Annotated in this window: 13 protein-coding genes and 2 tRNA genes; 11 read left to right on the top strand and 4 right to left on the bottom strand. The window is 60.2% G+C overall.

What is annotated here, in order from left to right; translation table 11 throughout:
• Window positions 1-43: 43 nt before the first annotated feature.
• Together H663_RS23345 and H663_RS23340 are read left to right on the top strand one after the other, a co-directional pair.
• Window positions 44-128, top strand: a tRNA-Leu gene (locus tag H663_RS23345).
• Between the two features lie 154 nt (window positions 129-282).
• Window positions 283-367 (top strand) — tRNA-Leu (locus H663_RS23340).
• A 117-nt stretch (window positions 368-484) separates the two neighbouring features.
• Here H663_RS23340 and rimO read toward each other — a convergent pair.
• Both rimO and phaR read right to left on the bottom strand, forming a co-directional pair.
• On the bottom strand, window positions 485-1,882 hold the full coding sequence (gene rimO / locus H663_RS23335) for a 30S ribosomal protein S12 methylthiotransferase RimO (RefSeq protein WP_053176630.1): 1,398 nt from the start codon (window positions 1,880-1,882) through the stop codon (window positions 485-487).
• A gap of 57 nt (window positions 1,883-1,939) precedes the next feature.
• Entirely contained in the window at window positions 1,940-2,485 is a 546-nt protein-coding gene (gene phaR / locus H663_RS23330; protein WP_053177033.1) for a polyhydroxyalkanoate synthesis repressor PhaR, read from the bottom strand.
• Between the two features lie 258 nt (window positions 2,486-2,743).
• On the opposite strand from phaR, the gene H663_RS23325 reads away from it, so the two are divergent.
• From H663_RS23325 to tolA, 9 genes are read left to right on the top strand one after another with little or no spacing between them, the layout of a single operon-like run.
• Window positions 2,744-3,382, top strand: a complete 639-nt coding sequence (locus H663_RS23325) for a riboflavin synthase (RefSeq protein ID WP_053176631.1) — start codon at window positions 2,744-2,746, stop codon at window positions 3,380-3,382.
• Complete coding sequence (ribBA, locus tag H663_RS23320; RefSeq protein ID WP_053176633.1) at window positions 3,379-4,506, top strand: bifunctional 3,4-dihydroxy-2-butanone-4-phosphate synthase/GTP cyclohydrolase II; 1,128 nt, start codon at window positions 3,379-3,381, stop codon at window positions 4,504-4,506. Before H663_RS23325 ends, ribBA begins: the two co-directional genes overlap by 4 nt.
• Window positions 4,507-4,508: 2 nt before the next feature.
• Window positions 4,509-5,015 (top strand): 6,7-dimethyl-8-ribityllumazine synthase, encoded by a 507-nt coding sequence (gene ribH, locus H663_RS23315; protein WP_053176635.1) that lies wholly within the window; start codon window positions 4,509-4,511, stop codon window positions 5,013-5,015.
• The gene (nusB, locus tag H663_RS23310) at window positions 5,015-5,536 is read left to right on the top strand and encodes a transcription antitermination factor NusB (protein ID WP_053176637.1); all 522 of its coding nucleotides are present in this window, start codon (window positions 5,015-5,017) and stop codon (window positions 5,534-5,536) included. Before ribH ends, nusB begins: the two co-directional genes overlap by 1 nt.
• An 11-nt stretch (window positions 5,537-5,547) precedes the next feature.
• On the top strand, window positions 5,548-6,735 hold the full coding sequence (locus tag H663_RS23305; RefSeq protein ID WP_053176639.1) for a pyridoxal phosphate-dependent aminotransferase: 1,188 nt from the start codon (window positions 5,548-5,550) through the stop codon (window positions 6,733-6,735).
• The gene (gene ybgC, locus H663_RS23300) at window positions 6,732-7,163 is read left to right on the top strand and encodes a tol-pal system-associated acyl-CoA thioesterase (RefSeq protein WP_053176641.1); all 432 of its coding nucleotides are present in this window, start codon (window positions 6,732-6,734) and stop codon (window positions 7,161-7,163) included. Before H663_RS23305 ends, ybgC begins: the two co-directional genes overlap by 4 nt.
• Window positions 7,160-7,858, top strand: coding sequence for a protein TolQ (gene tolQ, locus H663_RS23295; protein ID WP_053176643.1), 699 nt, complete (start codon window positions 7,160-7,162; stop codon window positions 7,856-7,858). Before ybgC ends, tolQ begins: the two co-directional genes overlap by 4 nt.
• A gap of 14 nt (window positions 7,859-7,872) precedes the next feature.
• Window positions 7,873-8,292, top strand: coding sequence for a protein TolR (gene tolR, locus H663_RS23290; protein WP_053176645.1), 420 nt, complete (start codon window positions 7,873-7,875; stop codon window positions 8,290-8,292).
• 10 nt (window positions 8,293-8,302) lie between these two features.
• Window positions 8,303-9,262, top strand: a complete 960-nt coding sequence (gene tolA, locus H663_RS23285; RefSeq protein WP_053176647.1) for a cell envelope integrity protein TolA — start codon at window positions 8,303-8,305, stop codon at window positions 9,260-9,262.
• 577 nt (window positions 9,263-9,839) lie between these two features.
• On the opposite strand, the gene H663_RS23280 is transcribed toward tolA, so the two are convergent.
• Both H663_RS23280 and H663_RS23275 read right to left on the bottom strand, forming a co-directional pair.
• Window positions 9,840-11,264 carry an HlyD family type I secretion periplasmic adaptor subunit gene (locus H663_RS23280; RefSeq protein ID WP_053176649.1) on the bottom strand — a complete coding sequence of 475 codons (1,425 nt, stop codon included), beginning with the start codon at window positions 11,262-11,264 and terminating at the stop codon, window positions 9,840-9,842.
• Window positions 11,261-13,483: a type I secretion system permease/ATPase gene (locus H663_RS23275; RefSeq protein ID WP_053177035.1), complete on the bottom strand. Its 2,223-nt coding sequence runs from the start codon at window positions 13,481-13,483 to the stop codon at window positions 11,261-11,263. Before H663_RS23275 ends, H663_RS23280 begins: the two co-directional genes overlap by 4 nt.
• Between the last annotated feature and the right edge of the window lies 1 nt (window position 13,484).

Here is a 13,484-nt window from a genome sequence, read left to right as displayed (position 1 = left end):
TTGGAGCTAATTTTTTAATATACAATCCTTGGATTCCTGAGATGCCCAGATGGCGGAATTGGTAGACGCACTAGTTTCAGGTACTAGCGCTGAGAGGCGTGGAGGTTCGAGTCCTCTTCTGGGCACCAATCTTATACAAATAAGATGACAAAAAAAGCCGATGACCACAAGTCATCGGCTTTTTTCTTGGCCAGATTTTGAGAATTCAAAAACAACACGCTTTTTTCAAGTTGGCGGCAAAAACGTCTCCTGAATACCCTACAATTCAAAGCTTCCTGAGATGCCCAGATGGCGGAATTGGTAGACGCACTAGTTTCAGGTACTAGCGCTGAGAGGCGTGGAGGTTCGAGTCCTCTTCTGGGCACCAAAACCAAACAATTTAAAGCCGTTGATGCCTCATCAACGGCTTTTTTGTTGCCCATCTTCAGGGCACCCCAAACGCGGCTCAAGCCGCCAGCCCAAATGCTGGCCAGCCCCTGGCGCATCAAACCGGCATCCCCACCAAGTCGTGACCTTCCACGCCCACAATGCGCGCTCGGGTGAACTCACCCACTTTGAGTGTTTTGCTGATCTTCTCAGGCGGCAACAAACGCACCACACCATCGATCTCCGGCGCATCACCATAGCTGCGACCCACCCCGCCGCGACGCCCCATGGCGGGTGCCGAATCCACCAAGACCTGCATGCTGGAGCCCACACGCTGGTGCAAGCGAGCGATGGAAACCTCCTCGGCCACCGCCATGAATCGCGCACGGCGCTCTTCTCGCAAGGCCTCGGGCAACATGCCCGGCAAATCATTGGCCGTGGCTCCTTTGACAGGGCTGTAAGCAAAGCAACCTGCGCGATCGATTTGCGCTTCCCGCAAAAAGTCCAGCAAGTGCGCAAACTCTTCTTCGGTTTCACCTGGAAAACCGGCAATGAAAGTGCTGCGAATCACCAGCTCAGGGCACATCTCGCGCCAGCGTTGAATGCGCTCCAGGTTCCTTTCACCGCTGGCTGGGCGCTTCATGCGCTTGAGCACATCGGGGTGGCTGTGCTGGAAAGGCACATCCAGATACGGCAACACCAAGCCCTGCGCCATCAAAGGAATGATGTCGTCCACGCTCGGGTAGGGATAGACGTAGTGCAAACGCACCCAGGCACCGTGCGCGCGGGCCATTTCGCCCAGGGTCTGCACCAACTCCAGCATGCGGGTTTTGACCGGCTTGCCGTCCCAAAAACCTGTGCGGTATTTCACATCCACGCCATAAGCCGACGTGTCCTGGCTGATGACCAACAACTCTTTCACGCCGCCTTCAAACAGGGCTTGGGCTTCCTTGAGCACATCGCCAATCGGGCGCGACACCAAATCGCCGCGCATGGAAGGGATGATGCAAAACGTGCAGCGGTGGTTGCAGCCTTCACTGATCTTCAGGTAAGCGTAGTGACGCGGCGTGAGCTTGAGGCCGGCTTCGCCAAAACCACCGGGCACCAGATCGAGAAAGGGATCATGGGGCTTGGGCAAATGGGTGTGCACCGCGTCCATCACCTCTTGCGTGGCGTGAGGCCCAGTCACGGCCAGCACGCTGGGGTGCATTTCCAGGACCATGTTGCCACCGCCCTCGCCTGTTTTGGCGCCCAAGCAGCCGGTCACGATCACTTTGCCGTTCTCATTCAGGGCCTCGGCAATCGTGTCCAGGCTTTCCTGGATGGCTTCGTCAATGAAGCCACAGGTGTTGACAATGACCAGATCCGCGCCTTCGAAGGTCTTGGAAGTCTGGTAACCCTCGGCGCTCAGTTGCGTCAGGATCAGTTCGGAATCGGTCAGCGCTTTGGGGCAGCCCAAGCTGACAAAACCCACTTTAGGGGTTGGGATGGGGGCAGTTGCAGTCATTTCACTCATGCCCACATTGTCCCCGCAAAAACGACTGGCTTGTCACAAAAGGGCATGAAGCGATCTTCAGGCCCTCAAACCCATGACGCCCAGCAGCTGCTCCGTGTTCTTCTGGATCTGCTTTTGCATCTGGTCCTGCATCTGCGTCACGACGTTTTGCGAGGGATTGGCCAACCCGGAAAACATGTTCTGCATCAACGGGGTCTGCCACTGCATGAACTTTGTCCAGACCTCAGGGCTCAGAGCCGGACTGGACTCGCCGAGTTTGCTTTGCCAATCCATGAAGGACTGGACATGGTTCTCCAGATAAGCGCCCATGTGCCCCTGCATGGCATGGCCATAAAAACGAATGATGTTGGACAACACCGCTTCGCTGAACATGGGCACGCCCGCAGACTCCTCTTCCAAAATGATCTGCAGCAAGATGGAACGCGTCAGGTCTTCGCCGCTTTTGGCATCCAGCACCACCAAAGGTGAAGCGGCCATGACCAGCTTCTTGATCTCGGCCAAAGTCACGTAGGTGGAAGTTTGCGTGTCGTACAAACGCCGATTGGGGTATTTTTTGATCGTCCGAACGGCTCCGGCTGCGGGCGGCGAATCGGGTGTGCGCACCTTCTGGGAAGTCCGAGGGGGCTTGGTCGAATTGACAGACTTGACTGAGGGCTTGACCGGCAAAGAAAACTCCTGGTGACAGGCAGATCATGAAAAATCTGCTGCAATGCACCATTTTAGGCACACACTTTGGCGCTTGTCGCCTTGGTTAACCCTGAGCTTTTCGAGCGTCAAGCCAGCGCCTGAAACCCTGGAATGGGTGCATTTTTCTTGCACCACCAGCCGATTCACCCTCTTTACCTGCGAAAATACACGGCTATGTTCACCGGAATCATCACCGGCGTGGGGCGAATCGTCGCCATCCACGACCTGGGTCGCTCTTTACACCACGGCAAGCGCCTCACCATCGAGGCCCCCGCCGGGTACCTTGACGATGTGGGCCTGGGCGACAGCATCGCCCTCAACGGCGCTTGCATGACCGTCACCACCTTCAGCCCCGAGAGCCGTCAGTTCACCATCGACATCTCGGCCGAATCGCTGAATAAAACCAGTGGCTTGGACCAGCAAGGCACCGTCAACCTCGAAAAAGCACTGCGTGCCAACGACCGACTGGGCGGGCACATCGTGTCAGGCCATGTGGACGGCGTGGGCCAAATCAGCCATTTCGAGCAAATTGGTGAAAGCTGGGAACTGCGCATCCTGGCCACGCTGGCCCTGGCCAAATACCTGGCCTACAAAGGCTCGATCACCGTCAACGGCGTGAGCCTGACGGTGAACAAGGTGGCCGATTTGGCGAATGGCTGCGAGATCAGCATCAATCTCATCCCCCACACCGTGGACAACACCGCCCTCGGCAGCCTCCAAGCGGGCAGCCGGGTCAACCTCGAAATCGACACCGTGGCCCGCTACGTGGAGCGCATGCTCAGCGCAGGCCTGATCCAGAAGGACCCCGCATGAACGCCCCAGCGCAACTGACACCCGTGGCAATTTCGCCCGTCGAAGAGATCGTGGCCGAGATGAAAGCCGGCCGCATCGTGATCCTGGTCGACGAGGAAGACCGCGAAAACGAAGGCGACTTGGTGCTGGCCTCTGACCACGTCACCCCCGAAGCCATCAACTTCATGGCCCGTTTTGGCCGGGGCCTGATTTGCCTGACGCTCACCCGTGAGCGCTGCGAATTCCTCAAGCTCCCACCCATGGCGGCTCGCAACGGCACCGTCTACAGCACGGCCTTTACCGTGTCGATTGAAGCTGCCGAAGGCGTGACCACCGGCATCTCGGCCGCCGACCGCGCACGCACCGTGCAAGCGGCCGTGGCCAAGGCCAGCCAGCCCACCGACCTGGTGCAACCCGGCCACATCTTCCCGCTGCAAGCGGTCGACGGCGGCGTGCTCATGCGCGCGGGCCACACCGAAGCCGGTTGCGACCTGGCCGCCATGGCTGGATGCAGCCCCTCATCGGTGATCTGCGAGATCATGAAAGACGACGGCACCATGGCCCGCCTGCCCGATCTGCAAATTTTCGCGGCCGAGCACGGCCTGAAAATCGGCACCATCGCCGACCTGATCGAGTACCGCAGCCGCAACGAATCGCTGGTCGAGCGCATCGGCAGCCGCAGCCTGCAAACCGCCCACGGCGAATTCACCGCCCATGCTTTTCGCGACCAGCCCAGCCAGACCGTTCACCTGGCCCTGGTCAAAGGCCAATGGTCGGCCGACTCTGAAGTGGCCGTGCGCGTGCACGAGCCCCTGTCGGTGCTCGATGCGCTGGAAGTCAACCGCGCCATGCACTCCTGGAGCCTGGACGCGAGCCTGAAATACATCAACGCCCAAGGCTGCGGCGTGGCCGTGCTGCTCAACTGCGGCGAGTCAGCAGACCAATTGCTGGCCCAGTTTGAAGGCCGTGCCCGCTCAGCCCAAGCGCCCGAGCGCGGCAAGATGGACCTGCGCACCTACGGCGTGGGCGCACAAATTTTGCGCGAATGTGGCGTGCACAAAATGCGCCTCATGGGCCAGCCGCGCCGCATGCCCAGCATGACCGGCTACGGCCTCGAAATCACCGCTTACATCTCCAAGGAATAAACATGCTCGAAGCCAACAAAGGTCAAGCCGAAGAACTCGACGGCCAATTTCTGCACATCGGCATCGTGCAAGCCCGCTTCAACGAAGACATCACCAATGCCCTGGCCAAAGCCTGCATCGCAGAGCTCGAAGCCCTGGGCGTGACCAGCATCGACCACGTCATGGTGCCCGGCGCTTTGGAAGTACCCGTGGCCCTGCAGGCCATGGCCGAGCGCTCCGAATACGACGCGCTGATCGCGCTGGGCTGCATCATCCGTGGCGAGACTTACCACTTTGAGCTGGTCGCCAACGAATCCGGTGCCGGTGTGAGCCGCGTGTCGCTGGACTACAACCTGCCGATTGCCAATGCGATCCTGACCACCGAGAACCTGGAACAAGCCATCGTGCGCCAAACCGAAAAAGGCCGCGACGCAGCCCGCGTGGCGGTCGAGATGGCCTGCATCATGGACGACCTGTCTGCCGACATGGCCGAGCTGGCCGATGATTTTGACGACGAAGAGAACGCTTGATGACCGAAGCCACCCCCACACCGGGCACCACAGACGCAGGCCAAAAGCCTGCCGCTGGCACGCGCAAATCATCGGCTAAACCCGCCCGCAGCCGCTCGCGTGAGTTTGCTTTGCAGGCGCTTTACCAGCACCTGGTGGGTCGCAACGAAGCGGCCGACATCGATGTCTTCACCCGCGACCTCTCAGGCTTTCACAAAGCCGACTCGGCCCACTACGACGCCCTGCTCTATGGTTGTGTGGAGCAAGCCCAGGCGCTGGACGCCCTGATCGCGCCCAAGCTGGACCGCAGCTTTGCCGAAATCTCGCCTGTCGAGCGGGCCATCATGTGGATCGGCGTGTACGAAATGCAGCACTGCCTGGACGTGCCATGGCGCGTGGTGCTCAACGAGTGCATCGAGCTGGCCAAGGACTTTGGCGGCACCGACGGGCACAAGTATGTGAACGCCGTGCTGAACGGCCTGGCCCCCGAACTGCGCAGCGCCGAAGTGCAAGCCGACCGCCAGTCCGGCCGCGCCAAATAAAAGCCCACACCATGCGCATCTCTGAGCGAGCCGAGCGGATCGAGCCCTTTTGGGTGATGGAAGTGGCCAAAGCCGCATCGCAAAAAGCCCGCGAGGTCGCGCACACCGACCGGCCCGTGGTGTTTCTGAACATTGGCGAGCCCGACTTCACCGCCCCGCCCCGCGTAAAAGCCGCTGCTCAGGCCGTGGTCGCCTCCGGCCAAACACAATACACCCCCGCGCTGGGCATGGACGCCCTGCGGCAGGCCATCAGCGGCTGGTACGCGCAGCGCTTTGGCGTGCAAGTGCCCGCCAGCCGCATCGTGGTCACTGCGGGCGCATCGGCAGCTTTGCAATTGGCCTGCCTGGCGCTGATTGACCGGGGCGATGAAATCCTCATGCCCGACCCGAGCTACCCCTGCAACCGCCACTTTGTGAGCGCGGCCGAGGGCACAGCGGTCTTGCTGCCCACCACAGCCGAAGAGCGTTTTCAATTGAGCGCTGCCAAAGTGGCCGCCGCCTGGGGCCCCAACACCCGTGGCGTCTTGCTGGCCTCGCCCTCCAACCCCACGGGCACGTCCATCGACCCGGCCGAGCTGGCCCGCATCCTTGACGTGGTGCGCAGCCACGGCGGCATCACCCTGATCGACGAGATTTACCTGGGCCTGAGCCACGACGACCAGTTCGGCCAAAGCGCCCTGGCCCTGGGCGACGACGTCATCAGCATTAACAGCTTCAGCAAATACTTCAACATGACCGGCTGGCGTCTGGGCTGGCTGGTGGTACCAGAGCAGCTCACCCCCGTGCTGGAGCGTTTGGCGCAAAACCTGTTCATTTGTGCCAGCACCGTGGCACAACAAGCGGCCTTGGCTTGTTTTGAGCCCGAGAGCCTGGCCGAATACGAGCGCCGCCGCGCCGAATTCAAAGCGCGGCGTGACTATTTTCTGCCGGCCCTCAACGAGCTGGGCCTGACCGTTCCAGTCGCCCCCGATGGCGCGTTTTACGCTTGGGCCGACTGCAGCGCCGCCTGCCAAAAACTGGGCCTCAAAGACAGCTGGGACTTTGCCTTTGCCGCTCTGCAACACGCCCATGTGGCCATCACGCCCGGGCGCGACTTTGGCACCGACCAAACCGCCCGCTTTGTCCGCTTTTCCACCGCCAACTCGATGGCCGAATTGCACACCGCCATCGCCCGCCTCAAAGCCTGGTTGCAGCCATGAACAGCACCAGCGATAACCCCAGCCTGTTTGAACACCCCATCCGCATCTATTGGGAAGACACCGATGCGGGCGGCATCGTGTTTTATGCCAACTACCTCAAGTTTTTTGAGCGTGCCCGTACCGAATGGCTGCGTGCCCTGGGCTTTGGCCAACAGGTGCTGCGCGACCAATCGGGCGGCATGTTTGTCGTGAGTGAAACCGCCGTCAAATACCACTCGCCCGCCCGGCTGGACGACACCCTGGTCGTGACCGCCGAGCTGCAAACCGGCGGCAAAGCCAGCCTGACCATTGCCCAGCGCGCCGTCCTGCGCAACCCCGGTCAAACTGACCGACTCCTGGCCGAAGGCACCATACGCCTGGGCTGGGTCGACAGCCACACCTTGAAACCCGGCCGCATCCCGGCCCCCGTTCTGGAAGCCCTGAAATGAACCAAGACATGTCCATCGTCTCGCTGCTGCTGCACGCCAGTTTTGTCGTGCAACTGGTGGTTTTGCTGCTGCTGACGATATCTGTGGCCAGCTGGGCGGCCATCGTGCGCAAGCTCGGTGCCATCAAGCGCATCAAAAAACTCAACGAAGAGTTTGAGCGCGTGTTTTGGTCTGGCACCAGTTTGAACGAGCTGTTCCACTCCGCCAGCCAAAACGCCAAACTGTCCGGCCCCATGGAACGCATCTTTGCCAGCGGCATGCGCGAATACCAAAAACTGCGCGAGCGCCACATCAGCGACGCAGGCACCCTGCTCGACGGCGCACGCCGCGCCATGCGCGCCAGCTTCCAGCGCGAAATGGACGTGGCCGAATCTCAACTGGCCTTCCTTGCTTCGGTCGGCTCCATCTCGCCTTATGTCGGCTTGTTTGGCACCGTCTGGGGCATCATGCACGCCTTCACCGGCTTGGCCAGCTTGCAGCAAGTCACGTTGGCGGTGGTCGCTCCGGGCATCGCCGAAGCGCTGGTGGCCACTGCCATTGGCCTGTTCGCCGCCATCCCGGCCGTGCTCGCCTACAACCGCTTCTCGCACGATGTGGACCGCATCGCCATCAAACTGGAAACCTTCATCGAAGAGTTCTCCAACATCCTGCAACGCAGCCTGGGCGGCACCAGCGGCTCGGCCTCCGGCCACTGAAAAGGACAGCCACCATGCCAGCCGTCTCCAGCCGAGGCCGTGGTCGCCGCACCATCGCCGAAATCAACATGGTGCCCTTCATCGACGTGATGCTGGTGCTTCTCATCATCTTCATGGTCACGGCCCCCATGATCACGCCCAGCATGGTTGATTTGCCCAGCGTGGGCAAAGCCGCCAAGCAGCCCGACAAAGTCATCCAAATCACCATCCAGAAAGACGAACGGCTGGAGCTGGTCAGCGACGGCAAAACCGACAGCGCCACCCTGAGCAGCGTGGCGGCCAGCGTGCAGCGCCTGATGGGCGACCAGCAAAACACCGCCGTCGTCATCAGCGCCGACCGCAACGTGAAATACGAAACCGTCGTCAAAGTCATGGACAGCCTGCAACGCGCAGGCATTGCCCGTGTGGGCCTGTCGGTCCAGTTGGCCCCTTGAGGATTCGGTTTTGAACGCCAAGGCAGCCCCGCACCTCGAATTTGCACCGCCCCCTCAGCCCGGCGCGGGCAGAGCATGGCTCACTGCAGGCCTGGTGCACGCGCTGCTGTTCCTGGCCCTGGGCCTGGCCACCGCCTGGAAAACCCAACCCCAAACCGTGCAAGCACAAGCCGAACTGTGGTCCGCCACACCCCAAGAGGCCGCCCCCAAACTGCAAGAGCCCCCACCCGAGCCCGAGCCCGAGCCCGAGCCAGAACCCAAGCCTGTCACGCCCAAAGCCAAGCCCACCCCACCGCCGCCACCAGCGCCCGACCCCGCCATCGAGCGGCGCGAAGCCCAAATTGCGCTCGACAAGCAAAAACAACTCGAAAAAAAGAAAGAAGCCGAAAAAGCTGAAAAGGAAAAAACCGCCAAGGCCAAGGCCGAACAGCAACGCCTGCAGCGCGAAAAAGAAGAAAAAGCCGCCAAAGACAAAGCGGAAAAAGACAAAGCCGCGAAAGAAAAAGAAAAAGCGGCCAAAGAGAAAAAAGCGCAAGAAGACAAAGAACGCGACAAGAAAAAGGCTGCTGAAAAAGCCGCTGAAAAAGCCGATGCCGCCCGCGCCGACGCCCTGCGCCAGGAAAACCTCAAACGCATGCAAGGCATGGCCGGTGCTTCAGGCGGCGAAAACGCCACAGGCTCGGCCCTCAAGTCATCCGGCCCCTCGGCCAGCTATGCGGGCCGCTTGGTGGGCCGCATCAAACCCAACATCACCTACCCCGGCGATGTGGTGGGCAACCCACGCGCCGAAGTCGAAGTCAGGGTCAGCTCCGACGGCACCATCACGAGCCGCCGCATCGCCCAAAGCAGCGGCAACAAAGCCTGGGACGACGCCGTGCTGCGCGCCATCGACAAAACCGAAATCCTGCCCAAAGACACCGATGGCCGCGTGCCCCCCGTCATCATCCTGGGCTTCAGGCCGCAAGACTGAGCGCGGCAGTTTCCGTGTCAGAGGCAAGTAGCATTTTTTAGGTCGGTGGTCGAAGACCCCGACAAGGGCATGCGAGCCAATGTGCTGCGCAACGAGGCTAACTGCCTGCACACAACGTCGGACTCTTCGAGTGCCGACCTACGCGGAAAGTCGTCGGACTCTGCGAGTGCCGACGGGAATACCGTGTCTTCGTAGGTCGGTGGTCGAAGACCCCGACAACTGCATGCATGCCCATGTGCTGCGCAAGGAGGCTACTGGTCTGCACACAACGTCGGACTCTTCGAGTACCGACCTACGCGGAAAGTCGTCGGACTCTTCGAGTGCCGACCTACGGGGAAAGTAGTCGGACTCTTCGAGTGCCGACCTACGCGGAAAGCAGTCGGACTCTGCGAGTGCCGACCTACGCGGAAAGTAGTCGGACTCTTCGAGTGCCGACCTACGGGTAAGGCAGTCGGACTCTGCGAGTACCGACCTACGGGGAAAGTAGTCGGACTATCCGAGTGCCTACGGGAATACCGTGTCTTCGTAGGTCGGTGGTCGAAGACCCCGACAACTGCATGCGGGACACATTGGGTTTTCACCGCTCTCTCAAACTCTCCCTGCCTGCCTTCACAATGGGGCTCAGAAAAAATTCGATGATGCGACGCTGACCTGTTTTGATTTCGGCCGTCACATTCATGCCTGGGCTGATGGACACCGCTTTACCGTCCACCCGCATATGCTTGCGCTCTAAGGTCAAAGTAGCCGGATACGTGGACACACCCGTCTTTTCATCCGTCACCGCATCACTACCGAGCACAGTCACCCGTGCGGGAACGGCCCCGTATAGCGTGTACGGAAAAGTTTCAAGCTTGATTTCGGCCACCTGGCCCGGGTTCACAAAACCAATGTCCAGATTGGCGACCTGAACCAAGGCAGTCACCTCTTCGGCATCAGGCACAAGCACCATCAGCGGCTGAGCACTGGTCACGACACCGCCCACCGAATGAATCGCCAACTGCTGAACGACACCACTGACTGGTGCCTTGAGCAAAGTCAAGCGCTCCCGTTGCTCTGCCTTGGCACCTTCGGCCTGTAACTGGGCTCGCTTGGTGCTGCTGACAAACTGGCGTTCGTGCAAGGTTCGTCGGGTTTCGGCCTGATACGCCGTCAGTGCCTGGCTCGACTCGGCCAGACCCGCTTGCGCTTCCAAAACACGCGCACGCTGCGCAGACAAATCTCGCTCCAGTTCAATGCGCTCACGCGTACGGTCTTGCGTCGCGTGCCCAGAAATAAAACCCTGCCCCACCAAGGTTTGGTAATCCGTCTCCCGCTGACGACTCAGCGGAACAGTCGCCTCCAGCTTGGTCACCAGCTCACGCGCAGTCGCCAACTCAGCTTGCTTGCGAAAGATTTCGGCCTGTAACTTTCCACGTTTTGAAACGATGTCTTGCCACTCGGCTTGCAATTGCTGGCGCAACAACACGGCAGACAAGCCCTGATCAAACTGATCAGGCAGTGAAGGTTGCCCACCCTCGAGCGCCTTGAGCAGCGCCTTTGACCGCAATTCATCACTGAGGGCGGCCAGCAATTGCTCGCGAACGCTGCTGAGATCCGCTTCGGCCATGGTTGCATCCAGCTCCACCAGCACCTGACCGGCTTTCACATGGTCACCATCTTTGACCAAAACCTGGCGCACCACACTGGCCTCCAAAGGCTGAATGACCTTGGTCCGATCCGAGACCACAATTCGCCCCGATGCCACGGCCACAATGTCCACCTTCCCCAAACAGGCCCATAACAGCGCAATCACAAACAAGATCATCAACAACCACGCCAGACGACGCGGCAAGGGATGCGGCGGAGTCTCCTGCAAACTCAAAGCAGCGGGTAAAAACGCCACTTCATCTTCTGAACGTGGCGGGCCATCCAATTGTTTGCGATCAGCCCATACGGCCGACCACACCGCCCTGTATCTCGCCCACAACTCATAGAGCGCGTGACGCCTTGAACCCTCAGTCATGCCGCCCCTCCTGCTGCAACAGGCCCTTGCCCTTGCATGCGCCACAAATAGGCATACAGCCCCTGCGGGCGATCCACCAACTCATCGTGCGCCCCCGCCTCAACGATCTGCCCTTTGTCCATCACGATGATGCGGTTGGCATCACGCACAGCGCTCAGTCTGTGCGCAATGATCAACACCGTCCGCCCCTTGCAAATGCTGGCCATGTTGCGCTGGATGATGGCCTCACTCTCATAGTCCAGCGCACTCGTGGCCTCGTCCAAAATCAGAATTCGCGGATTTGTGAACAAGGCACGGGCAATGGCGATGCGTTGACGCTGCCCCCCTGAAAGGCTGCTGCCTTGTTCACCCACCACCGTGTCATAACCCTCGGGCAGCTCACTGATGAAATCATGCGCACCCGCCATGCGGGCCACCCGAACCACTGACTCCAACGGAGCAGCCGGATCGGCAATCGCAATGTTCTCGCGCACACTTCGGTTGAACAGCAAATTCTCTTGCAACACCACACCCACTTGCCTGCGCAGTTGCGCCGCATCGATCAGACTGATGTCCATGCCGTCGACCAGCACCCGACCACTCTCGGGCACATACAGGCGCTGCACCAGTTTGGTCAAAGTGCTCTTGCCAGAGCCCGAGCGCCCCACAATACCCAACACTTCACCAGAACGAATATCCACCGACAAGCTCCGCAACACCGGGCTGGCCTCGGGCCGGTAGCGGAATAAAACCTGGTCCAAAGTGATACGCCCTTGCAAGGGCGGCAGCTGCGCCGCGCCCGCCGATTGCACAGGTGGCAACTCCGTGCGCGTGTTCAAAATATCACCCAAACGGGCCATGGAAATGCCGGTTTGCTGAAAATCCGTCCACAGCTGCGCCATGCGCATGATGGGCTGAGACACCCGACCGGCAAACATGTTGAATGCCACAAATTGCCCCACCGTGAGCTGCCCGTCCATGACAAGGTGCGCGCCCCACCACAAGGTGGCGGCATTGATCAACTTGCCAATCAGGTTGATGGCCTCATGCGCCACGTTCGCCAGGTTTTGCACGCGAAAGCTTGCCGCCACATAGGCTGCCAATTGTTGATCCCAGCGGTTGGCAAACGAAGGCTCCAGCGCCCCCGCCTTCACCGTCTGAATGCCCGTGACCGTCTCCACCAACATGGCCTGGTTTTCTGCCCCTCGGGCAAACTTCTCATCCAGTCGCCTTCGCAACACCGGCACCACGGCCAACGTCAAGGCCGCATACAAAGGCAAGCTCAGCAACGCAATCAAGGTCAGCGGCACGCTGTACCAAAACATCACCCCAATGAACACCACCGAAAACACCACATCCAGCAACACCGTCATGGCATTGCCAGTCAGAAAACTGCGAATGTTTTCCAGCTCGCGCACCCGTGCCACCGAATCGCCCACCCGCCTGGCCTGAAAGTACGCCAGCGGCAACTGCACCAAATGCCGAAACAGCCTGGCCCCCAGCTCCACATCCATGCGGCTCGTGGTGTGGCTGAACACATAACCGCGCAGCGCATTGAGCACACTCTCAAACACCACCACCACCACCAGGCCGATGATCAGAACGTCCAGGGTTGTCAGCCCCTTGTGCACCAGCACCTTGTCCATCACCACCTGAAAAAACAGCGGACTCACAAGCCCAAACAGCTGCAGCATGAAACTGATGAGCAACACCTCACCCAGCAGCTTGCGGTATTTGATGAGCGCTGGAATGAACCAGGAAAAATCAAATTTGGCCAATTCCCCCATCAGGCTGGCGCGACTGGTCACCAGCATCAGCTGACCGGACCAACCGCGCTGCTGCCATGCAGCCACATCCAGCACCATGGGGCGAGAAGCCTCTTGGCCTGCGTTGCTGTCCGACTCAAAGTCCTGCACCAAGACCTGCTTGCCGTCGGTTTGCGCCAGCACCACAGCGTGACCATCGTCTTCATGCCCCAACCAGGCCAAAGCAGGCAAGGGTGCCCGAGACAGCCGCTCAGGCGAGGTCTTCACCCACTTGGCCTTGAGCCCCAAATGCTTTGCAGCCAGCAGCAAATCTGCTGGCTTACCCGCATGGTGTGGCGACAGGCCCAGTTGATGGGCCAATGTTTGTGGGTCAGCTGCGATCTGATGAAACCGCGCCAAAGCGCACAGAGCGGGCAGCCCTGTGCGGCTAGGCAACGGTTCTGTGGCAATCTCCTGATCGACTGCCGAACTCACT

It is taken from the genome of Limnohabitans planktonicus II-D5, from assembly GCF_001270065.2.
Lineage (GTDB): Bacteria > Pseudomonadota > Gammaproteobacteria > Burkholderiales > Burkholderiaceae_C > Limnohabitans_A > Limnohabitans_A planktonicus.
Note: the sequence above shows the minus strand (reverse complement) of the source record. Positions and strands in the feature narration are given on the sequence as shown.

What these genes read in the sequence shown, in the direction of transcription:
- ybgC (WP_053176641.1), top strand. Translation starts at nt 6,732, where the DNA reads ATGAACAGCACCAGCGATAACCCCAGCCTGTTTGAACACCCCATCCGC.
- ribBA (WP_053176633.1), top strand. Translation starts at nt 3,379, where the DNA reads ATGAACGCCCCAGCGCAACTGACACCCGTGGCAATTTCGCCCGTCGAA.
- H663_RS23280 (WP_053176649.1), bottom strand. Translation starts at nt 11,264, where the DNA reads ATGACTGAGGGTTCAAGGCGTCACGCGCTCTATGAGTTGTGGGCGAGA.
- tolR (WP_053176645.1), top strand. Translation starts at nt 7,873, where the DNA reads ATGCCAGCCGTCTCCAGCCGAGGCCGTGGTCGCCGCACCATCGCCGAA.
- nusB (WP_053176637.1), top strand. Translation starts at nt 5,015, where the DNA reads ATGACCGAAGCCACCCCCACACCGGGCACCACAGACGCAGGCCAAAAG.
- rimO (WP_053176630.1), bottom strand. Translation starts at nt 1,882, where the DNA reads ATGAGTGAAATGACTGCAACTGCCCCCATCCCAACCCCTAAAGTGGGT.
- tolQ (WP_053176643.1), top strand. Translation starts at nt 7,160, where the DNA reads ATGAACCAAGACATGTCCATCGTCTCGCTGCTGCTGCACGCCAGTTTT.
- H663_RS23305 (WP_053176639.1), top strand. Translation starts at nt 5,548, where the DNA reads ATGCGCATCTCTGAGCGAGCCGAGCGGATCGAGCCCTTTTGGGTGATG.
- H663_RS23325 (WP_053176631.1), top strand. Translation starts at nt 2,744, where the DNA reads ATGTTCACCGGAATCATCACCGGCGTGGGGCGAATCGTCGCCATCCAC.
- ribH (WP_053176635.1), top strand. Translation starts at nt 4,509, where the DNA reads ATGCTCGAAGCCAACAAAGGTCAAGCCGAAGAACTCGACGGCCAATTT.